Genomic DNA, 24,839 nt, shown 5'->3' with positions numbered 1-24,839 from the left:
AGTGACGCTGTTCGCGCTGTCCGGGGCGGTTGCCTTATTTGGACAGTCGCTGTTCGCAGATGTTTCGGCACTGTTCTTGCAGCTAGTCATAACGTTGGCCTATCGGCTGAGCGTGGGTGTCTTTATCCAGACGCAGGCCCGGGACGTAGCGCGAATATACCGCAGAAATACCATGATTCTTGTGGTTGCCAGCGTGCTGAGCGTTTTTGAACCACTGAAATTTGCGGTGGCTTTGCTTCTGATGCTCGGTGCGCTGTTGATCGCGCAGCGTGCCTGGCGTTACGGCCATCCGGAAATGGAAGACAATGATGTCCCGCGGCCCCTGCAATGGATCTGAGCTCGCAGCAGAAGCCAAGGGCAGAAGCCCCCGGTGAATCATTAGCGGTTTGGATCGGTGACCGGCTGTTGAAGCTCGGTCACCCAATCGGTCTGGTCTTCGGACTCTGCGCGCACATAAAGTTCGCGGCATGGGCCGGCTGGAACGAGCCCACGGGCAAGCACTTCGCCATGCACCGCTTGCCAGCTCTCATGGATTCGATCCATGGGGCCGAGGTGAATCCCGCAAATCGCCTCGGGTACTTCCTCAAGCTCAATGATCTCAAATTCATCGCTTGGCGGGGCATCGCTGAGGTACCCGGCTATCACGTCCACGCCGTTTTCGGTCCCGGTGTACTGCGCAATCGGGGTGGTCAGCGAAGCCCCTCGAAGTGCGCCTGCGACCTGGTCAAATAACGGGCCGAGGGATCCGGCAATTTCGGGTTGTTCGCTAACGGAAAACCGGCCGGCCGCTAGACGCACCGCAGGCAGGGGTTTGTGGATTATCTCGATGTGAGACATGAGTTTCTCCTTGGTGATGAGGCCAAGACGCCGGGCGACATCTCGCAGCCGCGAGGTCGCCAACCGGTGTTCGGCCTCGACTTGAGCATGACGCACGCGCAGCAGGGCCGCAATGCGGTCGACATCTACTCCCTGATCCAAAATCAGCGAGATATCTTCCAAGCCAAAACCAAGCTGCCGCAGCGCAACGATCCGGTGCAGGCGTTCTAGCTGCGCCGGATCATACGAGCGATAGCCGCTGAACTCGTCCACGTGGGCGGGCACAAGCAGCCCGGCGGTGTCCCAATGCCGAAGCATCCGGTGAGTCACCTGACCGATCTGCGCAAACGCTCCAATGGATAACATGCTTTAAGTTCTCCGCCCTGACACCGTGTGAGAGTCAAGCCCTCGGTTAGTTCTGGGGCTATTGTTGCACCGCAACGGGTGCCATTGGCGATTCCTGGGTCCGGTAATTTCCCGGAATGTACAGGTCGCTTAACTAGAGCCATTGGATACTGCAGCGCTAGGCGATAATCTTCGAAGGTGAAGACGCCTCAAAAAACCGTGCGCTATCTCAACCTCGCTCGAATCCTCTGGGCGCTGGTCACCCTGGGCGCTATTTTGGCCACCTACGCGGACACCGCATCGCGAGGCCCGGTGCAAGCGATGAATTTCTTTGGCTACTTCACGATCCAGTCGAACCTGATTGTGGTAGGCGTTGGGCTCGTCGCCGGGGCGATGGGCCTAGCCAAGGGCGCCGCGGTGCCACGCTGGGTTGTGGGCCTGCGGGCCTTGGCCAGTATGTGCATGGTGGCCGTCGGGCTGATCTATATCACCTTGCTGGCACCCTTGGGAGCTGCCGGCGGGGTGCCGCTGCCGTGGGCGAATTGGGTGATGCATATTCTCGGCCCAATCCTGGTTCTGGCCGATTGGCTCTTGGCTAAGGAGCGGAAGGCCTTGCCCTACACGGCGGTACCGGTGCTCCTGCTTTACCCGCTGCTCTGGACCGGGGTGGTGCTGGTTCGCGGGGCCGTCGATGGGTGGGTTCCCTATCCCTTCCTCGACCCGGATCAGGGATACGGAGTCATCGGCTTGTACGTTGTTTCCATTGCCGTGGCCTTCGCGGGAATAGCCTTTCTCGTCGTCGCATATGGCCGGCGGGGACGACACCGTGACGCTGAGCTCGAGATTCCCTAATCGTTTCGGTAAACTTTGGTCGTAAGAGCCCCTAACTCTTACATTGAGCCCCTTGGGCCAAGTGAGAAGTACAGGGGCATATTTTTTGCCCGGCACCGTGCCGGGACGGCGTGAAGAGCGCCGTAACCGCTGCTTTATGCAAGGGGGAGGATCCCATGCCAGCAATCGTGATCGTCGGAGCCCAGTGGGGCGATGAAGGCAAAGGCAAGGCTACCGATTTGCTCGGTGGACACGTCGACTATGTAGTCAAGCCAAACGGCGGCAACAACGCCGGGCACACCGTGGTCGTCGGCGGTGAGAAGTACGAGCTCAAGCTCCTTCCAGCCGGCATCCTGTCGCCAAATGCCACTCCGATCATCGGCAACGGTTGCGTGGTGAACCTCGAAGCGCTCTTCGAAGAAATCGATGGCCTCGAAGCCCGCGGCGCCGATACCTCGAAGCTGCGCGTTTCGGCCAACGCCCATCTGGTGGCCCCGTACCACCAGACCATGGACAAGGTCACCGAGCGTTTCCTGGGCAAGCGTGCCATTGGCACCACCGGCCGCGGCATCGGCCCCGCTTACATGGACAAGGTTGGACGCCTCGGCATCCGCGTGCAGGACGTCTTCGACGAGTCGATCCTGCGCCAGAAGGTCGAAGGCGCGCTGCGCCAGAAGAACGAACTGCTGGTGAAGATCTACAACCGGCGCACCGTGATCGTCGAGGACATCGTGGCGTACTTCCTGTCCTATGCCGATCGCCTGCGCCCGTTGATGATCGATTCCACCTTCGAGCTGAACAACGCGCTGGACGAGGGCAAGGTGGTGCTCATGGAGGGCGGCCAGGCCACCTTCCTGGACGTTGACCACGGCACCTACCCGTTTGTCACTTCCTCGAACCCCACCGCTGGCGGCGCCTCGGTCGGTTCGGGCATCGGCCCGACCCGCATCAGCCGTTCGATCGGCATCATCAAGGCCTACACCACTCGCGTGGGCGCAGGCCCTTTCCCCACCGAGTTGTTCGACGAGATGGGGATCTACCTGCAGACCACCGGCGGCGAATTCGGTGTGAACACCGGTCGCCCGCGCCGTTGCGGCTGGTATGACGCGGTGCTCGCCCGCCACGCCTCGCGTGTAAACGGCTTCACCGATTACTTCGTGACCAAGCTGGATGTGCTCACCAACATTGAGCAGATTCCGGTCTGCGTGGCCTACGACGTTGACGGCGTGCGCCACGACGAAATGCCGATGACGCAGACCGAGTTCCACCACGCGAAGCCGATCTTCGAGTACTTCCCGGGTTGGACCGAGGACATCTCCGAAGCCCGGAGCATGGAAGATCTGCCAGAGAATGCGCGCAACTACATTCTGGCCCTGGAGAAGATCAGCGGCACGCGGATCTCCGCCATCGGCGTGGGTCCGGACCGCGATCAGACCATCGTGCGCCACGATCTGCTTAAGGATTAATTTCTAGACATTTGGGAGCCGTCGCAGTTCATTGATTGATGAACTGCGACGGCTCTTTTTTCGTGCGCTCGAACCTAAGACGTGTTGGTAGTGGGATTCATGCACCCCAAGATGAAGTTCTAGGATTGGATGGCGGGCATGGTGGTTTCTCCGAACATGCACACCCAGCCCGTGGGTGGACCAAGAAGAAACTCGAATTCCAGAACAGATTACTGTCAGCGGGCAGTACCGGGCACGAGGCCGGGCAGGTTCTGGCAGTCCGCAAACGAGGTACGGCAACTTTCATGGTCCCGGGTGGCAAGCCTGAACCAGGCGAGTCTCCTCTCGATGCGGGCGTGCGCGAAGTGAGTGAGGAACTAGGGTCCAGCTCCCTTTTCGCTAGGCACTTGGCGGGGTGAGCCGGCCGATGCGTTTTCTGGTGTCATCGGCAACGTCGAGGATCATGGGGGTGAACCAGCCTTCTGCGCGCGATTGCTCGATGAGCGCCGGGAGCGCATCAAGCATCTCTCCCAGGGCGGTACGGATCTGCCTGGCGGCAATTTTCGAAGGGACACCCCAGGAGGCCGCTTCATCCATCAGATGCCTTCCATCGACCTCGTCGATGTGCGCACCGGCGCCTACGTGCAGGGACAGCTCGCGATCGGCATGCGCCCATGCGGCGGTGGGGACCACATCGTAGGCCGGCGCCAGTCGCACGGTTCCGCGGTCGATGGTCAATCCGATGTTCCGGGCGTGCATGTCGCAGTTCCCCAAGGCCAGATTCACGGTCAGGTATTTGAGCAGCAGTTCTCGCTCTTGCGGAGGATTTGAAGCGTTGTCGGTGAGGACCTGGGCGACTAGCTTCAGCGTGGGGGAGTTCTCTGCGGGTTTCTGGTACTTCTGCTTCATGCCGAGCGCTTGGCAGAAGTCCTCCTGGTGGATGCGCCGCACCGGTTTGGATCGGGCGTCGCGGTCGTAGCGTTCAACCAGGATTGCTTTGCGGCCTTGGACGGTGATGACTTCGGCGGCGGCGGCGATTTGGCGTTTGGAGCGGCTCAGGCGCACGGAGGCTTCGACCAGTCTCAGGCCGAACAGTTCCAGCTCGGCGATGGACGGCCATTGTTCGGTGCCGTCTTCATTCAGCCGCGCGGGTTTGAGGATGTGGGTGGTGGGACTGCCGTCCAGGGGCATGCCGATGCGGGGTCCGTCGCGGACTACGAGCAGCTTGCCTTGGAGTCCTCCCAGGCTCACCCGGATGGAGCTGTCGATGCCGATGCCCAGGGGTGCTGTGGGCAGGCTGGCGATGGCTTTGGCCAGTTCCTCGTCGGTGGTCCAGCGGATTTTGTGCGGTTCGTTGTTGGGCTCTTCGCCCAGGGGGAGCACTTGGACGGCGCCGGCGCAGTCCTTGCCGTAGGCGCCGAGCATCATGAAGGTGTCCTCGTGCGGGATTCTCGCCTTGTCGGCGAGCATTTTGCGGACGTCGTCTTCTGGCAGCAGGCCGTCCAGGAAGTGGACGCATTCGACCCAGGGGTAGGGTTCTTCCCGGATGGGCAGCTTGGTGGACAGCAGTGCGCTGCTGTTTTGAGCTTCGGGGGTGTACTGCAGGGATATGGTGCCGAAGCCGTGATCGGTGATGGTGGCCGTGTGCACTCCGTCGAACCATAGCGCCAGTTGCGGGTCTGCCACGTCAGCTCCTCTTGACTCGGTGGTGGATGCTGCGGGCGTTGCGGGCCATGCTGTTGCGGATGGCGTTGGTTTCGCCGGAGTGGCGTGGGGCGATGAGCAGATCCAGGCCGAGGAGGGACATGATTTCGAGCAGGATGTTGGCGTTGCCGAGCTTGCCGTTTTCGATCGCGCTGATGGTGTTGCGGGAGATGCCGAGCTGGTCGGCGACGTCCTCTTGGCTCAGTCCGAGGTCGATGCGCTGTTTGCGCAAGGTGCTTCCTATGGCTTTGGGGTCGTTTCGCATGCGCCCGCCTTTCTCTTAAAGCCCATTTTATCGTGAATTAACCCCAATGACATCATAATGTACTGATTTTTGCGTTTTAGTAGGTCGGTGACTTTAATGAGCAGAATCCTGTGCATTAGTGCATGGTGAGCATTAACGCCCAGAAGTTTGGTCTTTAATTGCCGTGCGCCGCTAAAGGCCAAAAAACTGCGCATTACCGCTAAGGTGCCAAAAGGCCAGCACCACCAGCAAGCTGATCATCATGGTCACCGTGGCAATCATCATGCTCGGCCTAGGGTAGCTGCCGCACCTACTATTTCAGGTGATGAAAATATGAGCATTAACGACAGATCGGAAATAAAGGGTTTCAATTTGGCGGGAGCGATAAAGATGCCGAGATTCCAACGCTGCAAAACTGCTGTTTCCAAGTTCCCGTACGGCAAAGACGCGTCCTGCTGAATTGTGAACTCATAATTTCATGGCCCTCCCGGATTCCTGCGCAGCCTATTCCGTGACGCTGGATGCCGAATAACAAAACGAGCCCCGTGCTCAGCGACGTTCACGGCTGAGCGCGGGACTCGAATACGAGGGTTCGCCCCGATGTTGCCTACTGGTCTAGAGTGCTGACTCCTGTGCCGTAGTGCTGGCCGGAGCGTCCTGGATCTTGCCTGCCACTCGTTGATTCCAATGCTCGATGACCTGCGCGGAGGTGGGTCGGGTGAGCAGGGAGACGATCACGAAGGTCAGCGCCGAGGCAATTAGTCCGTAGTAGATCGGCTCATTTGCGTATACGCCGGCGAATTTTTCCTCGGCCTGGATCTCTAAGATGATCATAGTGCCCAGGGTGACGACTGTACCGGCCGCCATGGAGACCGCGGCACCGATGCCGTTTCCGCGCTTCCAAATCAGCCCGCCAATGATGGCGACCAGCAGTCCGCCGACCAGAATGTCATAGGCGATGGTGAGCGCAGCGACCACATCATCAACCAGAATCGCCAGCGAGACCGTGACTATGCCGAGGAGCAGGACCCAGATGCGGTTTGCGCGCACGTCATGCTCCGGATTTTCGTCGGAGTTGGCCTGGACGGTCTTGCCGAACCAGCTGGCAACAAAGGGGGTGACGTCGGCGCGTGCCACGGTGGCCGCGGCGATCAATGCGCCGGATGCGGTTGACATCATTGCAGCCACCGCAGCGGCCATGACCAAGCCGCCTACGGCAACCGGCAGCAACTGGGTTGCGACCTCCGCGTAGACCACGTCCTGGTTGGAGTCAGCTCCGACGATGTCCGGCAGGGCTACCCGGGCCGCCATGCCGATAATCGCTCCGGCAGCGCCATAGATGATGCAGTAAATTCCTGCGGTGGTGCCGCCCCAGCGGGCCACCTTTGGGGTTTTAGCGGTGAATACGCGCTGCCAGATGTCCTGGCCGATGAGCAAGCCAAGGGTATAGACAACAAAGTAGGTGATGATTGACTGCAACCCGATGCCGGTGAAGCTGAAGAACTCGGCATCCACTCGTTCGCGGATGCCAGCCATTCCGCCGGCTGCGTTCAAGGCGAAGGGCAGCATCAAGAAGAAGATGCCGATCGTTTTGATGATGAACTGCACCTGGTCTGCCAGGGTGATTGACCACATGCCGCCGATAGTCGAGTAGACCACCACGATCGCCCCGCCGATGGCGATGGCGTGCCACTTCTCCCAATCGAAGAGCACCACGAAGATCGTCGCGTACGCACTGGTGGATGTCGCGCAGAGCATCAGGGTGTAGGCGAGCATGACCATGCCCGAGGTGTTGGTGGCCGACTTGCTGCCGTAGCGCAGGGTCAGCATTTGCGACACTGTGAAGACCTTCAGTCTTTGCAATGTCGGCGCGAAGCAGAGCGAGAGCAGGATGACTCCGGCCCCGATGGCGACCACCAGCCACATTCCCGAGATGCCCCATTTATAGCCCAGCCCGACGCCGCCCACGGTGGAGGCGCCGCCGAGCACGACGGCCGCCATGGTGCCGGTGTAGAGGAAGGGGCCTAGCCGGCGTCCGGCGACGAGGTAGTCGCTGCTGTTCTTGGTGCGCGATTTTCCCCACCATCCGAAGAGCAGCATTGCCGCCAGATAAGCTGCAACGATTATTCCGTTGATGTATTCCATGAAGGTGGCCTGTGTTCTGTGAGGGCGGGCAATCGAGATTACCGTAAGTAAACTTTTGTTGTTCTACAGGCTATTGGTGATAGCGGTGTGTCGTCAAACACATGAAGCTTGCCCGGTGATTGCCTCGACGGTTGCGGGGCATCCGAGGCGCGGCCCGGCAGGCTGCGGGTGAAGTGCGGTGCGACCTGCCCGATTTACCCTTGGTTGCTGTGATGGAACACACTGACCTACCCGCCGTAATTTTATGGACAATTTGACGAGCGATATGAATGATCGCTGGGCAGTCTGTCATATTTGCGTAGCAATCCATGGATCTTGTGCGATGCTGCGTGGACTCGAGTACTGTTTCAGGACGACGCAACGTTGCATCCGGTGCCTCTGTGGCACCTTTTTTCGTATGCGCGTCCCCCAAGTTTTCGATAGAAAGACGCCTAAAAGATGAGTGAAAATGGTCAGCCGTCGACAATGAAGTCGGCCGGACACGTCATTGTCGACACCCTTGCAGCCCATGGCGTGGAGCGCGCCTACGTCGTACCGGGCGAAAGCTACCTCGACGTCCTTGACGGCCTGCACCACTCGGCCATCGACACCATCGTCTGCCGCCATGAAGGCGGAGCCACTTATATGGCCGAAGCCGATGGCAAAATGCACCAGCGCCCGGGAATCGCGATGGTCACCCGTGGCCCGGGTGCCGCGAACGCCCACGTCGGTTTGCACACCGCGTGGCAGGACTCCACTCCGCTGGTGCTCTTCGTGGGGCTGATTCCCTTCGAGCACCGGGGCAAGGAGGCCTTCCAAGAATTCGATCCAAAGGCCTGGTTCGGTACCGGCGCCAAGCGCGTGATGATCTTGGACCACCCCGATCGCGCCTCGGAAATCGTCGCCGAAGCCATGTTCGCCGCCATGTCCGGACGCCCTGGCCCGGTGGTGGTCGGACTGCCCGAAGATATCATCACCCGGCAGGTGCCTGCGGAGGTGCACCCTGCGATCCCTGTCGCTACCGGCGGCATGACGGTCACCGACTGGAAAGCGTTGAACGAGGCGCTGCAGGAAGCCGATAAGCCGCTGTTCATTTTCGGCGGCAACGACTGGTCCCATGAGGGGGCGGCAAACTTCACCAGCTGGCTCGAAGAGCACGACCTGCCGGCCGCCGCCGAATGGCGTTGCGAAGGAACCGTGCCGTTCAACTCCCCGTCATATGTGGGGCCCATCGGGTACGGCCGTCCCAAGCCCACCTATGACCTGCTTGAAGAAACGGACCTGCTCATCTTCGTAGGCACCGTGCCCGGAGACGTGATTACCGATGGCTTCAACATCCGCCAAAACTGGGATAAGAAGAATTTCCTGGTCACTATCGACCCCTCGCTGCGTGGCCGTTCGGGGCCCGTCTCGCACCAGATCGTGGCCAAGCCCGACGTTTTCGTCCGCGACCTGATGCTCATGGATCTGAAGGTCAAGGATTCCTGGCGCGCATGGACTGGCCGCATGCGCGGCGAGCAGGAGAAGTTCGCCCAGCTGCCTTCGGCGGTTCCGGCGGAAGGCCAAGCCCGGATGGCAACTCTCATGGCCAACCTGGTCGATTCCCTCCCGGAAGATGCCATGGTGACCTTCGGGGCCGGCGAGCACACCAACTGGGCGCATCGCTACTTCCCCACCAACGGCTACGCCTCGATGCTCTCGGCGCGTAACGGTTCGATGGGTTATTCCATCCCTTCGGCGGTGGCCGCTTCGCTGTCCTACCCGGGACGCCAAGTGGTCAGCATCGCCGGGGACGGAGAATTCATGATGAACGGCCAGGAACTGGCCACCGCCACCCAGTATGGCGCCACCCCGCTGGTTATCGTCATGGACAACCAGCAGTACGGCACCATCCGAACCCACCAGGAACGCCAGTACCCGGGCCGTGTCTCCGGCACGCAGCTGCAGAATCCGGACTTCGCGCTGATGGCCCAGGCCTTCGGCGGGTACGGGGTGCGCGTCGAAAAGGACGCGGACGTTCCCGCGGCAGTCGAAGCGGCGCTCGCCGCAATCGACGGAGAGAAAACCTTTGCGTTGATCCATTTGATCGTGGAACAGGGCGTCAAGGCCTACTAGGCGGCTCCAAGACGCAGCGCCCAGCGAGTGCCCCGACGGCGCTCGCTGGGCGCTTTAACCTCTGCCAGGCACCCGGAAATCGGCCTCCCGAGCGATGCGAAAGCTGCCGCGGAGGACCGGGCCTCCTGCCGATGGCGTGGCGTGCGCACGCGGGCAATGATAAATCCCACTCCTATCGCCTTGGCATGCCCCGTGGGACGGTTTAAGCTGAATTCCTACGGAATACGAGAGCAATCCAATCCCAACCCACCAAGGCGGAGAATCAGATGGCACAAATGAGCGAAGAGCTCATTGAGCAGTGGGCCGATGCCACTGCCGAAATCTACAACGAATCCCTATCCGGCATCTCGCTGACCCGATTGCCGGGCGCCGTGGGGCAATACATTGAGCTGTTTGCGCAGAGCGAAGACCTGACCTTCAATCGGGGAGCCACTCCACTGGATTACTTTGAGCGCCACCCGTTCCTTGCGGTGACAGCGATCCTGAACAACGACGAAGCGCTTGAGGCGCTGGACGAGGATCAGCAGGAAGCCTTGGACGAGATGGTGGGCTTCACCGAAGCCTGGTACAACTTCGACCAAGAGCAGGAACCCGAATTGGGAACCTCCGAAGCCGATGACGAGGACGACTGGTAAACCCAGATCCCCCAGCACGAAGCCGATCCGCCCATGGTGCGCCGTGGACGGGTCGGTTTTTTGCTCGCCGAAACCGGCAGGCCGGAGCGGAAAAATGGATCCTGCTATTTCCATATCGCATGATTGGTGGGACGATGCCGCTATGAGCCAGTTCAGCGTCTTTGAAAGCACCGTGGTGATTCACCTGCCGGTGCACCGCGTCTGGGAACTGCTGACCGACTGGGCAGCCACCCCGTTATGGATGCCGGGCATTGCCACCATGCACTCTGATGACGTGCAGCTACGCGTAGGCACGCAGTTGATCTATCGGGTAGGCAAGCACGAACGCCACTACCGGATCCACGACCTGATCGAGAACCGACTGCTGGTGGCGCACACTTCCGAAAATCCAGATGGCCTCTCCTACCGTTTTGACCTGAAAGACGATGCCGGATACACCGAAGTGGTGCTCCAGGTGGCGGTGATCAATCCGGACCCCACCGTTGAGCAATGCGAAGAGCTTGCCGCCTCGGTGCGCGAGGCCGAGGGAGATATGCTCGATCAGCTCAGGCTCTACGCCGAGCAGGCTCCATAGCGGAACCTATCAGCTGTGCGGCATGCTGCGCTTGTCATAGGCCTTGGAATCCTTGAACTCGGTTCCGGAGAAAAGCTGCTCGATGGTCACCAGGGTGTAGCCCGCCTGCCGAAGTTCTTCCACCAGCTGCGGCACGGCCTGGACCGAACTTTCATGGATGTCGTGCATCAAGATGATGGAGCCGGGGTCGACTTCCTCCATGGCTATTTCCACGGTCTTCTTCGGGTCGTGATGCTGCCAGTCCAGGGTGTCCACATCCCATAGCACCAGCGGGTAGGGCACCAGCCGGTCATAAACCGCGCCGTGGGAACCGTAGGGCGGGCGGAGGATGGCGGGGCGCACCCCGGCGGCCTCTTCGATCGCTACCTCGGTCCATTGCACCTCCTGCTCGATGCCTTCGGCGGTCAACGTGGTCAGATCCTTGTGGTCAAAGGTGTGGCTGCCGATCTGGTGTCCCTCTTGGACCATGCGCTCCAGGGTTTTCGGGTACTTCTTGACGTTTTTGCCCAGCACGAAGAAGGTGGCCGGGGTGTGCTGCGCGCCCAATTCGTCCAAAAGCCTGTCGGTGAACTCCCCGGGCCCATCGTCAAAGGTCAGCGCGGCGCACTTGGTGGCCGCGCAGTCCACGGCTGCGGGGCTTGGCTCGGCAGGTGTCTGCTGCGCCGCAGGCTGCGCGGCGCAGCCGGCAAGCAAGGCGATGGCGATAGCCAGCACGGAAAAGCGGTAGCCGCGGCGGGAGAACGAACTCATCCTTCAACCATCTACCTCCCATGGCGCTGGCGCCAAGTTGCCACGCCCCACGGCGCGAATTTCACGGCTAACTCTGCGCAGCCGGCTGCGCGGCAGCGCGCATGATGAGCAGCGCATAATCTCGGTGGGTGAATGGTTTAACTAGGTGCCGCACCGAGTCTTGCACGCGGCTCACGGGTGCTCCTGCATAGATGCGTGTAAATCCAATTATCCAGCCACTGCTTGAAGTTTATCAATCAGTAAATTCCGGTGCACGCAAAAGCCCCGTGCCGCACCCTTGATGGGTGCGGCACGGGGCTAAGCAGAGAAGCCTTGGCTACTCGGAGTCGTGGTCAATTTCCAGGAGCGTGACCAGCTGATCCAGGGAGGCCTCGGCTCCTTCGCCTTCGGCGCGCAGCACTACCTTGGTGCCGTATTCGGCTCCCAGCCCCATCAGCGAGAGGATGCTCGAGGCATCCAGCGCGTCCTCGGCAGGTTCTCCTTCCAGCGCGATGGTGACCTCAACCGGAAGCTCACCGGCGGCTTCGGCGAAGATTGCAGCCGGACGGGCATGCAGGCCAACCCGGCTTCCAATGATTGCTGTACGTTCTGCCATGATGGCTCCTTCTGATCGGTGGTATTCGTAAGCTTAAAGTACTTAGGTCTTCGGTTACAGTCCGAAACGGTCCAGTTCGGGCAGCTGCGCGCGCACCAGAGCGCGAGCCTCATCCGCCGAGGCCGCCTGCAAGGCGAGGCGTGCCAAATCCTGCGCGGCCGCCAGGTCCACGGTGCGCAGCACCGCCGCTACCGGAGCGAGCGCACGCTTATTCATCGACAGCGTGCTGACTCCCAGACCCACGAGCACCACCGCGAGCGCGGGATCCGCCGCGGCTTCACCGCACACGCCTACCGGTTTGGCCCCGGCGCCTTGCGCCCCGGCGCCTTGCGCCCCGGCGCCTTGCGCCCCGGCGCAGGTGGCCGCGACCATGTGCAGCACCGCAGGCTGCCAGGGGTCGTTGAGTTCCGCCAGCGAACCCAGCTGCCGGTCGGCGGCCATGGTGTACTGCGTCAGGTCGTTGGTTCCGATGGAGACAAAATCGCAGCGTTCCAGGATCCGCTCGGCCAGCAGCGCGGCCGAGGGCACCTCGATCATCACCCCGGCGGTGGGCAGCTTCGCCTCGGCGACCAGCGCCGCGAAATCCTGTGCCTCGGCGGGCGTGGAAATCATCGGGGCCATGGTCCAGACCTCGGCCTGGTGGGCGGCGGCCGCCTCGGAGATCGCGGTGAGCTGGCGGGCCAGCACGCCGGGACTGGTGGTATCGGTGCGGTAGCCGCGCACCCCGAGGGCCGGGTTCGGCTCGCTGGTATCGGTGAGGAATGGCAATGGCTTGTCGGCGCCGGCATCCAGCGTGCGCACCACGACCTTCTGCTGCGCGAACGCCGCGAAGACCGCACCGTAGGCCGCGACCTGCTCCTCGTGGGAAGGTTCCTTTTCGCGTCCCAGGAAGCAGAACTCGGTACGCAGCAGGCCCACGCCTTCGGCTCCGGCCGCGGCGGCCGCCTGCGCGTCCTCGCCGCTTCCGACGTTGGCCAGCAGCGGGACGCGGTGCCCGTCGGCCAGCACGCCGCTGCCGTCGAAGTCCGGCAGCTGCTCGCGGTTGGCGTAGGTGCGCGCGATGGCGACCTCGACCTCGGTGGGGTTGCGCACCACCAGCCCGTCGATGCCGTCCACGTACACCCGGTCCGCATCGCGCAGCGCGGTGGTCTCGCTCGCCGCGACGATGGCAGGCAAGCCCAGGGAGCGGGCGATGATCGCGGTGTGGGACTGCGGGCCGCCGTCGCTGGTGACCAGGGCTAAGACCTTGGCCGGATCCAGGGTGGCGGTATCCGCCGGCGCCAGGTCCACCGCAACGAGCACAAAGGGCTCGTCCGAGTCGGGGATTCCCGGGGCGGGGACCCCGCGCAGCTGGGCCACGATGCGCGCCCGCACATCCAGCACGTCGCCGGCGCGTTCGGCCATGTAGCCGCCGAGCGCCGCAAGCTGGGTGGCCACCGCGTCGGCGGCTTCCCAGAGCGCCGACTCGGCGCAGGTGCCCGAGGCGACAAGCTTCGTCGCGGACTTCAGCAGGCTGCGGTCGCTGGCCATCAGCGCGGTGGCCTTGAGCACCGCTTGAGCGTCTCCGGTGGCATGCGCCGCGCGTTCCTTCAGCTGTGCCGCGACCGTCGCGGTGGCCTCGGCCAGTCGGGCGGTTTCGCTCTCCACGCTGGCCCCCGGGGCGAACGGGGCGCCGTCGGCCGGAGCGCTGATCGGATCGGGCATGCGCCGCACGGTGCCGATGACCCGGCCCGCGCTGACCCCGACGCCGGAGAACTTTTCTACGCTAGGGGTGCTCATGCGCCGACCTTCGCATTCTCTATGCCCGGCGTCGCGGACTTGCGGACGAATTTCTTCAAGATAATCACCAGCGCCGCGGAAACCAGCGTGCCGATGAGCGTTGCCAGCAAGAACATCGGCCAGGTGTTGTTCATCGCGAAGAAGACGAAGGCTCCGCCGTGGGGTGCCTGGCTGACCACATCAAAGGTCATGATCAGCGAACCGGTGACCCCGGCGCCGACCATCGAGGCCGGGATGACGCGCAGCGGATCCGCCGCGGCGAAGGGAATTGCCCCTTCGGAGATGAACGCGGCACCGAGCAGCCAGGCCGCCTTGCCGTTCTCGCGTTCGGCCCCGGTGAAGAGCCTCGGGGAGACCGCGGTGGCCAGCGCCATGGCCAGTGGTGGAACCATGCCCGCGGCCATAACCGCCGCCATGATCATCAGCGGTGCCGGGTTATCGGTAATCGAGCCGGCTCCCAGTCCTGCCACGGCGAAGGAGTAAGCAACCTTGTTGACCGGTCCGCCCAGATCTACCGCCATCATCAGGCCGAGAATCAGTCCAAGAATTGCCGCGGCGGTGCCCGACATGCCCGATAGCCATGAGTTCAAGGCTTCGGTGAGTTTTGCGATCGGGCCGCCGAGGAAGAGGATCATCAGCCCCGAGGCGATGATCGAGCCCAGCAGCGGCACGATGACCACCGGCATCAGACCGCGCAGCCAGCGCGGAACGTTCCATGAGCTGATCCAGCGTGCCGCGAGTCCGGCAATCAGGCCGCCGACGATGCCGCCGAGGAAGCCGGCTCCCATGAACCCGGCCACCGCACCGGCGGTGAAGCCAGGGGCGATGCCCGGACGGTCGGCGTAGGCGTAGGCGATGTAGCCGGCCAGCGCCGGCACTAGGAAGCCCATGGACAACCCGCCGATCTTGAAGGCGACCGCGCCGAGGAAGGCCAGGAGCCCCTCGTCCGGCAGATTGAACAGCGTCGTCTCCGCCAGGTACTGATCGGCCACGTCGGTGATGTCGTAACCGCCGAGCAGGAAGCCTAAGGCGATCAGCAAACCGCCGCCGGCGACAAACGGGATCATGTAGGAGACGCCGGTGAGCAGTGCACGCTTCAGGTCGGCGCCGAAGCCTTGCTTGCCGCCGCCCTGTTCGGATTCCGCGGCGGCCGTGCCGGCGGGAACCTTGCGCGCGTTGGGATCGGTGGCCGCGGCGATGGCATCCTGCAAGAGCTTTTCCGGCTCGTCGATGCCGCGTTTGACGGGAACCTGGATCACCGGTTTGCCGGCGAAACGCGAGCGGTCACGCACGTCGACGTCTACCGCGAAGATCACCGCGTCGGCGGCTTCGATTACCGCCGGGTCCAAGGCGGTTGAGCCGGAGGAGCCCTGGGTTTCCACAGCGAAGTCGATGCCGAGCTCCTCGGCGCTTTGCGCCAGCGAGTCGGCCGCCATGTAGGTGTGCGCGATGCCCGTGGGGCAGGCGGTGACCGCAACGATCCTGGAGACCTTCGCGGTAGCAGCCGGCGCTTCGGGCTGCGCGGCAGGTGCGGTGCCCGCCGCGGCAGGCGCCGTGGGGCTATCGGAGATCACCGCGGAGACCAGTGCGACGATTTCCTCGTCGCTCTTGGCTTCACGCAGGGCGCCGGTGAAGGTCTTCTTGACCAGTGCGCGGGCCAGCTTGGAGAGCAGCTTCAAATGATCCTTGTCGGCGCCTTCCGGGGCGGCGATGAAGAAGATCAGATCCGCCGGGCCGTCCTTGGCTCCGAAGTCCACCGGGGTGGCCAGGCGCGCCATGGCCAGGGTCGGGATGGTCACGGCCGCCGAACGGCAGTGCGGGATCGCGATGCCCCCGGGGACGCCGGTTGCCGTTTTGTCTTCTCGGGCCAGCGCATGCTCGGCCAAAGCCGAGGCGTCGGTGGCGCGGGAGGCCTGGGCCACCAAATGCGCCAGATGGTTGATGACCTCGGAGGTCGAGGTGCCCAAGTGCGCGTCGAGGGTGACGAGCTGGGTGGTGATCAGGTCGCTCATAGCTATGATCCTTGCCTTGGGGTTAGTGCGAGAACGGTGACGGCGTCCACGGTGAGATCGGATGGTGCGGGAATGGTTGAGCCGGGAAGTGAGGCCGCCGCCGCGCCGTAGGCGATGGCGGAGCCAAGACACTGATCCGGTGCTGCCCCGGAGATGGCCGCGAGCAGGTAGCCTGCCAGCGAAGAGTCTCCGGCGCCCACGGTGCTGCGGGCGGTGATCGGCTGGTGCCAGCCATGCCAGGCGCCCTGGCCCGTTGCCAGCACGGCGCCGTGCGCTCCGAGGGTGGCAAGCACCGCGCCGGCCCCGCGTTCGAGCAGGTCGCGGCAGGTGCTCGCGGTCAGCTCGGCGTCGGCCTCGAGCTGCTCCTCGGTGAGCTGCGAGCCCACCAGTTCGGCCAGTTCCTCGGCATTTGGCTTGATCAGATCCGGGACGTGGCTTGGGCCGTGGGCAAAGAGCTGGCGCAGCGGTTCACCGGAGGTGTCCACGGCGATGTTCGGGCAATTCACCCCGAGCGCATCGCGCAGTGCCGCGGTGAGCTGGGCGTAGAAATCTGCGGGTGCTCCCGGTGGCAGCGAGCCGGCCATCACCACCCATTGGGCTGCGCCAGCGGATTCCAGCACCAGCGCGCTCAGTGCGTTCAGCGCCTCGGCCGTGAGCACCGGACCCGATTCGTTGATCTTCGTGGTGGTGCCGTCCGGGTCGGTGATGGCGATGTTGGTGCGCAAGGGCCCATCGATGGGCAGCGCCTTGAACTCAAGCCCGTCGCCGCGCAGCGCCGCGATCAAGGGGTCATTGGCCGCTCCGGGGAGCAATGCCAGGCTCTGGGCACCGGCGATCGAGATCGCCCGGGAAACATTGACTCCCTTGCCGGCGGCTTGGGTGTGGCTTCTGGCCGCGCGCTGGACCGCTCCGTGGGCCAGCGGATCCAGCAGCTCGATGGTCTTGTCCAGGGCCGGGTTGCAGGTCAGGGTGATAATCATGCGACCACTACCTCTACCTCGGCTAGTTCCAGGGCGCGGGACAGCTCGGCTTCCGGGGCGTGATCGGTGACGATCGTGTCCACCTGGTCCAGCCGCGCGAAGCGGACCAGGGTTTCCTGCTCGAATTTCGAGGAATCCACCAGGAGGACCACCCGGCGGGCGCTGGCGACCAGCGCCGTTTTGACGGCGGCTTCCAACGGGTCCGGGGTGCTCAGCCCGAAGCCGGCATGCAGGCCGTTGGTTCCGATAAAAGCAATGTCTGCGCGGTAGTTCGCGTATTCCTGTGCGGTGCGCGCCCCGCTGCTGGCGCCGGTGATTCCGCGAACTCGTCCGCCAATCATTTCCAAGGCAATCTGCGGGCTTTGCATCAGCGCGGTGGCGATCGGCAGCGCGTGGGTGATCACCACGAGCCCCGACCCTGCATTGGTTTTCACCATGCGTTCGGCGAGAATCTCGGTGGTGGTTCCCGCATCGAGAATGACCGAGGCATCGGAGACCGGGAGCAGGCTCAGCGCGCGCTGGGCAATCCGGGCCTTGGCCTCGGCGTGGATGGCAGTGCGGGCTACATAGCTTTCCTCGCGGGTGCTCGCCTCGCTGGCCGCGACCGCACCGCCGTGCACCCGGCGCAAGAGGTTCTCTGATTCCATCTGGGCCAGATCGCGGCGGACCGTTTCGGCGGTGATCTCGAAGCGCTGGGCCAGCTGAGCGACGGTTACTTTCCCGGCATTCGCCAACTGATCAGTGATTAGCCGGTGTCTTTCCTCGGCAAACATCTGCGCCTCCATGAAGTCATGATCTACAACACACGAATCTGTGTTTCCATGACTTTATGCCCGTTTGCGTGGGGTAGTCAAGATGAAATCCAAAAATATTGTGGATTAATCTTTGCTTGCGTGGGGTTATCCGTTCAAAAGACAAAAATCGGTGGGTCCTCTCCGCAGAGGGAACCCACCGATCGAGGTATTGAGCCGAGCGCTACGCCAGGATCTGGCGTTTGGAAGAAATGACTCCGGTGTTGAAGCCGGCCAGGCGCAAGCCGCCGTGGAAGCGTGCGTGCTCAATCTTGACGCAGCGATCCATGACCACGTTCAGGCCCGCCGCCTCGCCGCGTGCGGCGACTTCCTCATGCCAGGATCCAAGCTGCAGCCACAGCGTTTTCGCGCCCACCGCCACGGCCTCATCCAGTACGCCGGGAAGGTCATCGTGCTTTCGGAAGACCTCAACCAGATCCGGGGTCTCCGGCAGATCCGCCAGCGACTTGTAGACCGGCTGGCCCAGAATCTCGTCGAGCACCGGGTTGATGAAGTACACCTTGTACTTCGAGGAGGACAGCAGGTAGGTGGCGACGAAATAGCTCGCACGCGAGGGCTTATTCGAGGCGCCAACAATGGCGATGACCTTTGTATCGCGCAGGATCTGCAGGCGTTCGGCCGCGCCGGGCGCCTGCCAGGTGCGTTCTTCGATGCTCATTAGTTCGCTCCCTTCGAAGCGGCTGGCACGGCGCAGGCGGCGCCGTCATAGGTGGGAGTGTCGAGCTGTTCGTCCGCGGTGGCTGCCTGCGAGGCGCTCAGCGCCTGATCAAGGTCCCAGATGATGTCTTCGACGTCCTCCAGGCCAACCGACAAGCGGATCAGGTCCTCCGGAACGCCGGCGGCAATCATCTGCGCGGCGCTCAGCTGCTGGTGCGTGGTGGAGCCCGGGTGCAGCACCAAGGTGCGCGCATCGCCGATATTCGCCAGGTGGCTGGCCAGCTGCAACGCCTCGATGAACTTGGTGCCGGCCGCACGCCCACCCTTCACGCCGAAGCTGAAGACCGAGCCGACGCCCAGGGGAAGCAATTCGGTGGCCCGCTCATGCTGTGGGTGGGATTCCAGGCCCGCGTAGTTCACATAGCCGACGCGGTCATCGGCTTCGAGCCACGCGGCGATCTGCTTCGCGTTGGCCAAGTGGTTGTCCATGCGCTGCGGCAGCGTCTCCAAACCCTGCAGCAGCTGGAAGGCCGACTGGGCCGGCAGGGAGGGACCGAAGTCGCGCAGCTGCTCGCTGCGCAGCTTGGTCAGGAAGCCGTACTCGCCGAAGTTATCCCACCAGGACACGTTGCCGTAGCTCGGCACCGGTTCGGTCATAGTGGGGAACTTGCCGTTGCCCCAGTTGAAGGTGCCGGCCTCGATGACCACACCACCCAAGGTGGTGCCGTGGCCGCCGATGAACTTGGTCGCCGAGTGGATCACGATGTCCGCACCGTGCTCGATAGGGCGCAGCAGGTACGGCGGGGTCAGCGTGGAGTCGACCACCAGCGGCAGGTTGTGCCGGTGCGCCACCTCGGCCAGGCCCTTCAGGTCTGCAATGTCGCCGGAGGGGTTCGCCACGATCTCGGTGTAGACGGCCTTGGTGTTTTCCTGGATGGCAGCCTCAAAGTCGGCCGCCTCGTTGGAATCGACGAAGGTGGTGTTGATGCCGAAGCGGCGCAGGGAGACGTCCAGCTGGGTGATGGTGCCGCCGTAGAGCTTGGAAGAGGCCACGATGTGGTCTCCGGCCTGTGCCAGCGCCGCGAAGGTGACGAACTCGGCTGCCATGCCGGAGCCGGTGGCTACCGCGCCGATGCCCCCTTCGAGGGAGGCCATGCGCTCCTCGAAAGCCGCCACGGTCGGATTGCCGATGCGCGAATAGATGTTGCCGTATTTCTGCAGGGCGAACAGGTTCGCCGCATCATCGGTGTCTTTGAAGACGAATGAGGTGCTCTGGTAGATCGGCACGGCGCGTGCGCCATGCTCGGCATCGGGGGTGCCGCCTGCGTGTAGCGCGCGGGTGCGGAATCCAAACTTGTGGTCGGCCATGGTGGCTTACGACTCCTTGTCGACTGGGTCTTCGGCAGGAATCCCGGGTCAATGTCGCATAACCCCTGGAGTCCAGTGGAAAGCAGCTCCATCGGTTCTGGCGGTAGCACCTGATCCACCGGCTGTGGCAGGTTGCTGCGGCGTCATCAAACCAGATCTCTCGGCCGCTCGGGATGGTTAAGTAATAGTCTGTCAATATGTCCTGGGATGACCCAACAATGAGTCCTAAGGTTGCGAAGGTTGAAGCGCAGACTGATTCGGGTGCGGCGCCGCGGTTACCCTATGCTCGAATTATGGACACCGCGCTAGCACTGGTACGACACGGGCAGACCGACTGGAATCTTGCGGGTCGGCTCCAGGGCCGCACGGACATCGAGCTGAACGAGACCGGCCGCGAACAGGCGCGCGCGGCCGGGCGAGCGCTCATGGGGGAGGGGTGGGATCTGGTGCTCGCCTCCCCGCTGTCCCGCGCCCAGGAGACCGCCGCGCTCATCGCCGCGGAACTCGGCGTCGACACCGGTGCCCCGGTTGCTCACGCGGTTGAACGCGGCTTCGGTCCGCTCGAAGGGCGGGTCATGATCGAAGTGACCGAGCGGGAAGCGGCTGCGCTGGCGGGGCAAGCCGAGAGCCGTGAACTGGTGCTGCAGCGGATGCTGCTCGCCTTGACCGAACTGATTCAGGCAAACCCCGGCCGCCGCATGCTGGTGGTCAGCCATGGGGCCGCCATGCGCATCACCCGCGACGCGCTCGCCGGGACCCGCGCCGAGCGGGGAGTGGAAAATGGAGAAGTCATTCCGGTCAGCCTTGCCCGGCTCGCCGAACTCGTTCAGGAACACGATCTTGCGGACGCCCGCTAGGCTCGTTTCCCACCCAGTGATTATCCGGCACCGGGCCGGTACTGCTTAAGCACCGCTAGGCAGCCGCGGAGAATCTTTCTCGAAGAAAAATCCCCACGAAACCTCACAAAACATCGCGGCGGTACGTTTACATGGTGAAAGCACCGAACCAGGAGCAGCATGAAACAGCCATTCGAACGCATCGTCCAGGCCCACGGGCTGAGCGTCCTTCGGGTTTGCCGCGCCCTGCTCGATGAGCACCGCGCGCAGGATGCCTGGTCCGAAACGTTTCTCTCCGCGCTGAAGGCGTACCCGGAGCTGGATGAGGAGGCGAATGTCCAGGCGTGGCTGGTGCGCATCGCCCATCGCAAGGCCATCGATGAGCTCCGCCGGCACAAACCAGAACTCAGCCAAGCAGAGGTCCAGCCAGCCACTCGGGCATCGTCCGAGACCAGCGCGGAGGACCACGTGGCAAACATGGAGCTGTGGCAGGCAGTGAAGCTGCTGCCACAAAAGCAGCGGCTGGTCGTGGCCTACCGTTATCTGGGTGGGCTCGGCTATGCCCAAATCGCCGAGATTCTCTCCGGCAGCGCGGATGCTGCCCGGCGTGCTTCAGCCGACGGAATCAAGAACCTGCGAACCCACCTGTCGCAGGATCAACTACCAGGAGGCGACCGATGAACACGCAAACTCCAGACTCCAACCCGACCTCATCCGAGGCGCAGCTGCTGCGCGAGCTCCATACGCGCCTGGAGCGTAGCGCGGGGGAGCAGCAGTTGATCGATATCGCCTATCGGGTAGTGGATTCGCCCATCGGGCGGCTGCTTATGGCCTGCACGGAGGTGGGGCTGGTTCGGGTCGCCTTCGAAAGCGAGGGGCATGAATCGATCCTCGATATCCTGTCCGGCAAAGTGGGTGCGCGGATCTTGCGCGCGCCAGCAAAACTGGACAATGTCGCCTGGCAGCTCGAAGAGTACTTTGCCGGGGACCGGCAGGAATTCGAAGTGCCCTTGGACCTGCGCCTCTCGACCGAATTCCGCAGGCAAGTCCAGCTGGAACTGAGCCAGATAGGCTACGGCGAAACCTGGAGCTATGCCCGGATGGCCGAAAGGCTCGGCAAGCCCAAGGCGGTGCGCGCGGTTGGATCGGCCTGCGCCACCAATCCGCTGCCTATCGTCCTGCCCTGCCACCGGGTCCTGCGCACCGATGGTTCGCTCGGCGGCTATCTGGGTGGGCTGGAGACCAAGACCTACCTGCTCCGGATGGAAAATCCGGATCGTTCAGAACAAGCCCCGGTCCTTTTCTAGCCCGAGCCACGGAGCTAAGCCGCACAGACCTGGGGATGGTGCTCGGGGAGCGCTTGATAGCTCGGTAACGCAATGAACTATTCATCCGCGAACTCCGCGGCAAAGTGCCTCCACCTCGGGGCCCGCCCCACATGTTTTCTACCGCCGTTCTGCCCGCGTACTGGTGGCGTATTCCAATCGCTGCCTGCCCGGTTCATGTTAGTGTTGAAGCATGCCCTTTTTGGTTTCGTCCCACGTGCAGCGGTTGATCGCTGCGGTGTTCCCGAACTCAAAATTACTGACGAAACGGGCTAGCGGCACTAACGGGTGGATGAGTTCCTGGGGAACCAATGCCCATGGCGAGATCGCCGGCTGTCCACCACCGCGCTCCTGATCTGCGCGGCTCTCTGCTCTCTTTCTTGATCGGTGGATTCCGCGCGCCATCGCGCCCGCATACCTCTTCTGAGAAAGACACCTTACTTTGTCGCACCATTCTTCCGACGTAATTCGTCAAGCACCCCATTCCATCTGGCGTGGAATCCACCAGACATTAAAGCAGGACTCGGTCGGCGGCTTGTTGCTGCTGTGCGCAACGGTCGCTGCGCTGATCCTCGCCAATTCCCCCGCCGCGTCCTGGTATGAGGATCTACGGAACTTCACTTTCGGCCCCGAAGCGCTGCACCTGAATCTTTCGGTAGGCACGTGGGCAGCCGACGGGCTGCTGGCAATCTTCTTCTTCGTGGTCGGCCTGGAATTGAAGGAAGAGTTCGTTGTCGGCAAGCTTCGCAACCCACGCACCGCGTTGGTCCCCATCGCTGCCGCAATCGGCGGCGTAGCCCTGCCTGCGCTGTTCTACGCGTGGGTGATCACCAGCGCCGGGAGCGACGCGATCAACGGCTGGGCGATTCCTGCTGCCACCGATATCGCCTTCGCGATCGCGGTCATCGCAGTCGTCGGAAAGTTCCTCCCGCCGGCGCTGCGCACGTTCTTGCTGACCCTTGCGGTGGTTGACGACCTCTTGGCGATTTCGATCATCGCGATCTTCTACACCGATGATCTAGCGTGGCTGCCGCTGGCTCTGGCCCTGATTCCACTGTTGGTGTTTGCGTTCGCCGTGCAGCGCGGCGTGCGTGCGTGGTGGATCCTGATGCCACTAGGCATTGCGGTGTGGGCGCTAGTGCATGCCTCGGGTATCCACGCGACCGTGGCCGGGGTGCTGCTAGGTTTCATGGTTCCGGTGGTCGCAACCTCGCGGGCGCGGGTGAAGATCGGCACGACCAATGACGGCCAACCGGTATATGACGGGCTAGCGGCGCATTTTGCGGACCGCTGGAGCGTGCCCTCATCGGTAGTCGCCATCCCCGTGTTCGCCTTCTTCGCCGCGGGCGTGGCCGTGGGCGGGCTTTCGGGGCTGGCCGAGTCACTGCTCAGCCCGGTGGCCGTAGGCATCATTGCCGGCCTGGTGCTGGGTAAATCCATTGGCATCACCGCCTCCACCTTCCTGGTCACGAGGATTCCGGGGATCACGCTGGACCGGTCGATCAAGTGGGTGGATGTACTCGGGATGGCCTTCGTCGCCGGAATCGGCTTCACGGTCTCGCTGCTGGTTGGTGAACTCGCCTTTGGCGCAGATGGTGCCGAGGCACAGTATGTCAAGGTCGGGGTGCTGTGCGGCTCGCTGCTTGCCGCCGTGATCGGCGCCTTGATCCTCGCAGTGCGTAACCGGAAGTACCGCGCAGACTCATCTTCTTCGGCATAGCTTCGAAAGCTATTGCCCGGGAGCCTGCCTGTGGTTCAAAAATTAGGTCCTGCAAGGGCCAGCGTAGTAGAAAGCAGTTGACCTGATGCCTGATATTTCTTCTCTGCATGCCGACCGAAACCTGGCCTTGGAGCTGGTGCGGGCCACCGAAGCGGCGGCTATCGCCTCTGGCCCGTGGGTGGGTGCGGGGGATAAGCTGCGCGCAGATGGGGCGGCCGTGGACGCGATGCGTTCGCTGCTTGCCTCGGTGCGATTCGACGGGACCGTGGTGATCGGCGAGGGTGAAAAAGATCAGGCACCTATGCTGTTCAACGGTGAACGCGTGGGCACCGGCGAGGGGGCGAAATGCGATGTGGCAGTCGACCCGATCGATGGCACCCGGCTGACCGCCATGGGCCTTGAAAATGCGCTGTCCGTGCTGGCCGTCGCCGAGGCCGGGTCAATGCTCGATGCCTCTTCGGTGTTCTATATGGAGAAATTAGTGACCGGCCCCGAAGCCGCGGAATACGTGGATTTGCGGTTGCCGGTGAAGGAAAACCTGCGGTTGATCGCGAAGGCAAAGTCGGTCGATATTCGCCAGTTGACGGTGAGCGTACTCGATCGTGAACGGCACCAGAATCTGGTTCAGGAAATTCACGCGGCCGGCGCTCGGACCAAGGCACTGGTCGACGGTGATGTGGCGGCGGCGATCGCGGCGGTACGTGAAGGAACCGGCATCGACGCGTTGATGGGCGTTGGCGGCTCCCCGGAAGGCGTGATCACCGCGTGCGCCGTCAAGGCCCTCGGCGGAGTGATCCAGGGGCGGATGCATCCAACCAGCGGCGAAGAGCGCGAACGCGGTCTGGCTGCGGGCCTGGATATGGACAAGGTGTATTCCACCGGTGACTTGGTCCGCAGCGACAACTGCTATTTCGCGGCCACAGGCATCACCGACGGTGACTTGCTGCAGGGCCTGCGGACCGGGCCGCGGACCATCCGCACGCAATCGATCGTGATGCGCTCGAAATCCCGAACGGTCCGCGTGATCGATGCGGAGCATTCAACCAGCAAATGGGCGTAGCGGCTAAACCCCGATAGCGAGGGCGGCCCGGCCATGCGCAATGGCGTGGCTGCGGCGCAGCAAACCAACGAATCGGATGCGTACCCTCGTGGCTCATTTAAGAACAATTTAA

Annotated in this window: 24 protein-coding genes and 1 riboswitch; of the genes, 12 read left to right on the top strand and 12 right to left on the bottom strand. The window is 62.9% G+C overall.

What is annotated here, in order from left to right; genetic code table 11:
• Position 1 precedes the first annotated feature (1 nt).
• Positions 2-337 carry a hypothetical protein gene (locus ACT3TP_RS08935; RefSeq protein WP_096285753.1) on the top strand — a complete coding sequence of 112 codons (336 nt, stop codon included), beginning with the start codon at positions 2-4 and terminating at the stop codon, positions 335-337.
• A 41-nt stretch (positions 338-378) separates the two neighbouring features.
• Here ACT3TP_RS08935 and ACT3TP_RS08930 read toward each other — a convergent pair whose 3' ends face one another.
• Complete coding sequence (locus tag ACT3TP_RS08930; RefSeq protein ID WP_444620429.1) at positions 379-1,182, bottom strand: MerR family transcriptional regulator; 804 nt, start codon at positions 1,180-1,182, stop codon at positions 379-381.
• A 177-nt stretch (positions 1,183-1,359) separates the two neighbouring features.
• Here ACT3TP_RS08930 and ACT3TP_RS08925 point away from each other — a divergent pair, with 177 nt between their 5' ends.
• The 3 genes from ACT3TP_RS08925 to ACT3TP_RS08915 all read left to right on the top strand — a co-directional run bounded on the left by ACT3TP_RS08925 (position 1,360) and on the right by ACT3TP_RS08915 (position 3,856).
• On the top strand, positions 1,360-2,013 hold the full coding sequence (locus tag ACT3TP_RS08925; RefSeq protein WP_146113366.1) for a Pr6Pr family membrane protein: 654 nt from the start codon (positions 1,360-1,362) through the stop codon (positions 2,011-2,013).
• Between the two features lie 155 nt (positions 2,014-2,168).
• Positions 2,169-3,458, top strand: a complete 1,290-nt coding sequence (locus tag ACT3TP_RS08920) for an adenylosuccinate synthase (protein WP_096285746.1) — start codon at positions 2,169-2,171, stop codon at positions 3,456-3,458.
• A 38-nt stretch (positions 3,459-3,496) separates the two neighbouring features.
• Complete coding sequence (locus ACT3TP_RS08915) at positions 3,497-3,856, top strand: NUDIX domain-containing protein (RefSeq protein WP_444620428.1); 360 nt, start codon at positions 3,497-3,499, stop codon at positions 3,854-3,856.
• On the opposite strand, the gene ACT3TP_RS08910 is transcribed toward ACT3TP_RS08915, so the two are convergent.
• The 3 genes from ACT3TP_RS08910 to ACT3TP_RS08900 all read right to left on the bottom strand — a co-directional run bounded on the left by ACT3TP_RS08910 (position 3,837) and on the right by ACT3TP_RS08900 (position 7,530).
• Positions 3,837-5,123 (bottom strand): HipA domain-containing protein, encoded by a 1,287-nt coding sequence (locus ACT3TP_RS08910; protein ID WP_444617122.1) that lies wholly within the window; start codon positions 5,121-5,123, stop codon positions 3,837-3,839. The genes ACT3TP_RS08915 and ACT3TP_RS08910 overlap by 20 nt on opposite strands.
• 1 nt (position 5,124) lies before the next feature.
• Positions 5,125-5,406 (bottom strand): helix-turn-helix domain-containing protein, encoded by a 282-nt coding sequence (locus ACT3TP_RS08905; RefSeq protein WP_096285740.1) that lies wholly within the window; start codon positions 5,404-5,406, stop codon positions 5,125-5,127.
• A 594-nt stretch (positions 5,407-6,000) separates the two neighbouring features.
• A complete protein-coding gene (locus ACT3TP_RS08900) occupies positions 6,001-7,530 on the bottom strand; it encodes a sodium:solute symporter (RefSeq protein WP_096285738.1) in 1,530 nt (509 codons plus the stop codon).
• Between the two features lie 438 nt (positions 7,531-7,968).
• Between ACT3TP_RS08900 and ACT3TP_RS08895 the strand changes: the two genes are divergently transcribed.
• The 3 genes from ACT3TP_RS08895 (at position 7,969) to ACT3TP_RS08885 (ending at position 10,833) form a co-directional block, all read left to right on the top strand.
• Complete coding sequence (locus tag ACT3TP_RS08895) at positions 7,969-9,624, top strand: thiamine pyrophosphate-dependent enzyme (protein ID WP_444620427.1); 1,656 nt, start codon at positions 7,969-7,971, stop codon at positions 9,622-9,624.
• A gap of 266 nt (positions 9,625-9,890) precedes the next feature.
• Entirely contained in the window at positions 9,891-10,259 is a 369-nt protein-coding gene (locus ACT3TP_RS08890; protein WP_444617127.1) for a hypothetical protein, read from the top strand.
• 142 nt (positions 10,260-10,401) lie between these two features.
• Positions 10,402-10,833 (top strand): SRPBCC family protein, encoded by a 432-nt coding sequence (locus ACT3TP_RS08885; RefSeq protein WP_444620426.1) that lies wholly within the window; start codon positions 10,402-10,404, stop codon positions 10,831-10,833.
• Positions 10,834-10,842: 9 nt separating this feature from the next.
• On the opposite strand, the gene ACT3TP_RS08880 is transcribed toward ACT3TP_RS08885, so the two are convergent.
• The 8 genes from ACT3TP_RS08880 to ACT3TP_RS08845 all read right to left on the bottom strand — a co-directional run bounded on the left by ACT3TP_RS08880 (position 10,843) and on the right by ACT3TP_RS08845 (position 19,786).
• Positions 10,843-11,583, bottom strand: coding sequence for a polysaccharide deacetylase family protein (locus tag ACT3TP_RS08880; RefSeq protein WP_444620425.1), 741 nt, complete (start codon positions 11,581-11,583; stop codon positions 10,843-10,845).
• 316 nt (positions 11,584-11,899) lie between these two features.
• The gene (locus tag ACT3TP_RS08875; protein ID WP_444617131.1) at positions 11,900-12,178 is read right to left on the bottom strand and encodes an HPr family phosphocarrier protein; all 279 of its coding nucleotides are present in this window, start codon (positions 12,176-12,178) and stop codon (positions 11,900-11,902) included.
• 54 nt (positions 12,179-12,232) lie between these two features.
• Positions 12,233-13,957, bottom strand: a complete 1,725-nt coding sequence (gene ptsP / locus ACT3TP_RS08870; RefSeq protein WP_444620424.1) for a phosphoenolpyruvate--protein phosphotransferase — start codon at positions 13,955-13,957, stop codon at positions 12,233-12,235.
• Positions 13,954-15,969, bottom strand: coding sequence for a PTS fructose transporter subunit IIABC (locus ACT3TP_RS08865; RefSeq protein WP_444620423.1), 2,016 nt, complete (start codon positions 15,967-15,969; stop codon positions 13,954-13,956). The genes ptsP and ACT3TP_RS08865 overlap by 4 nt, the downstream gene beginning before the upstream one ends.
• 2 nt (positions 15,970-15,971) lie before the next feature.
• Complete coding sequence (locus ACT3TP_RS08860; protein WP_105553537.1) at positions 15,972-16,949, bottom strand: 1-phosphofructokinase family hexose kinase; 978 nt, start codon at positions 16,947-16,949, stop codon at positions 15,972-15,974.
• Positions 16,946-17,722 carry a DeoR/GlpR family DNA-binding transcription regulator gene (locus ACT3TP_RS08855; RefSeq protein WP_096286019.1) on the bottom strand — a complete coding sequence of 259 codons (777 nt, stop codon included), beginning with the start codon at positions 17,720-17,722 and terminating at the stop codon, positions 16,946-16,948. The genes ACT3TP_RS08860 and ACT3TP_RS08855 overlap by 4 nt, the downstream gene beginning before the upstream one ends.
• 202 nt (positions 17,723-17,924) lie before the next feature.
• Positions 17,925-18,419: a CoA-binding protein gene (locus tag ACT3TP_RS08850; protein WP_096285719.1), complete on the bottom strand. Its 495-nt coding sequence runs from the start codon at positions 18,417-18,419 to the stop codon at positions 17,925-17,927.
• Positions 18,419-19,786 (bottom strand): O-acetylhomoserine aminocarboxypropyltransferase/cysteine synthase family protein, encoded by a 1,368-nt coding sequence (locus ACT3TP_RS08845; protein ID WP_096285717.1) that lies wholly within the window; start codon positions 19,784-19,786, stop codon positions 18,419-18,421. The genes ACT3TP_RS08850 and ACT3TP_RS08845 overlap by 1 nt, the downstream gene beginning before the upstream one ends.
• A gap of 85 nt (positions 19,787-19,871) precedes the next feature.
• Positions 19,872-19,966: riboswitch (SAM riboswitch) on the bottom strand.
• Positions 19,967-20,004: 38 nt separating this feature from the next.
• Here ACT3TP_RS08845 and ACT3TP_RS08840 point away from each other — a divergent pair.
• The 5 genes from ACT3TP_RS08840 to glpX all read left to right on the top strand — a co-directional run bounded on the left by ACT3TP_RS08840 (position 20,005) and on the right by glpX (position 24,727).
• Positions 20,005-20,643 carry a histidine phosphatase family protein gene (locus tag ACT3TP_RS08840; RefSeq protein ID WP_181150529.1) on the top strand — a complete coding sequence of 213 codons (639 nt, stop codon included), beginning with the start codon at positions 20,005-20,007 and terminating at the stop codon, positions 20,641-20,643.
• 159 nt (positions 20,644-20,802) lie between these two features.
• Positions 20,803-21,303 carry an RNA polymerase sigma factor gene (locus ACT3TP_RS08835; RefSeq protein WP_096285713.1) on the top strand — a complete coding sequence of 167 codons (501 nt, stop codon included), beginning with the start codon at positions 20,803-20,805 and terminating at the stop codon, positions 21,301-21,303.
• A complete protein-coding gene (locus ACT3TP_RS08830) occupies positions 21,300-21,929 on the top strand; it encodes a methylated-DNA--[protein]-cysteine S-methyltransferase (protein WP_096285711.1) in 630 nt (209 codons plus the stop codon). The genes ACT3TP_RS08835 and ACT3TP_RS08830 overlap by 4 nt, the downstream gene beginning before the upstream one ends.
• 460 nt (positions 21,930-22,389) lie before the next feature.
• A complete protein-coding gene (gene nhaA / locus ACT3TP_RS08825; protein WP_181150528.1) occupies positions 22,390-23,667 on the top strand; it encodes a Na+/H+ antiporter NhaA in 1,278 nt (425 codons plus the stop codon).
• 85 nt (positions 23,668-23,752) lie between these two features.
• On the top strand, positions 23,753-24,727 hold the full coding sequence (glpX, locus tag ACT3TP_RS08820; protein ID WP_096285709.1) for a class II fructose-bisphosphatase: 975 nt from the start codon (positions 23,753-23,755) through the stop codon (positions 24,725-24,727).
• The last annotated feature ends 112 nt before the right edge of the window (positions 24,728-24,839 follow it).

The organism is Glutamicibacter sp. AOP38-B1-38 (assembly GCF_052377485.1).
Taxonomy (GTDB): Bacteria; Actinomycetota; Actinomycetes; order Actinomycetales; family Micrococcaceae; genus Glutamicibacter.
Note: the sequence above shows the minus strand (reverse complement) of the source record. Positions and strands in the feature narration are given on the sequence as shown.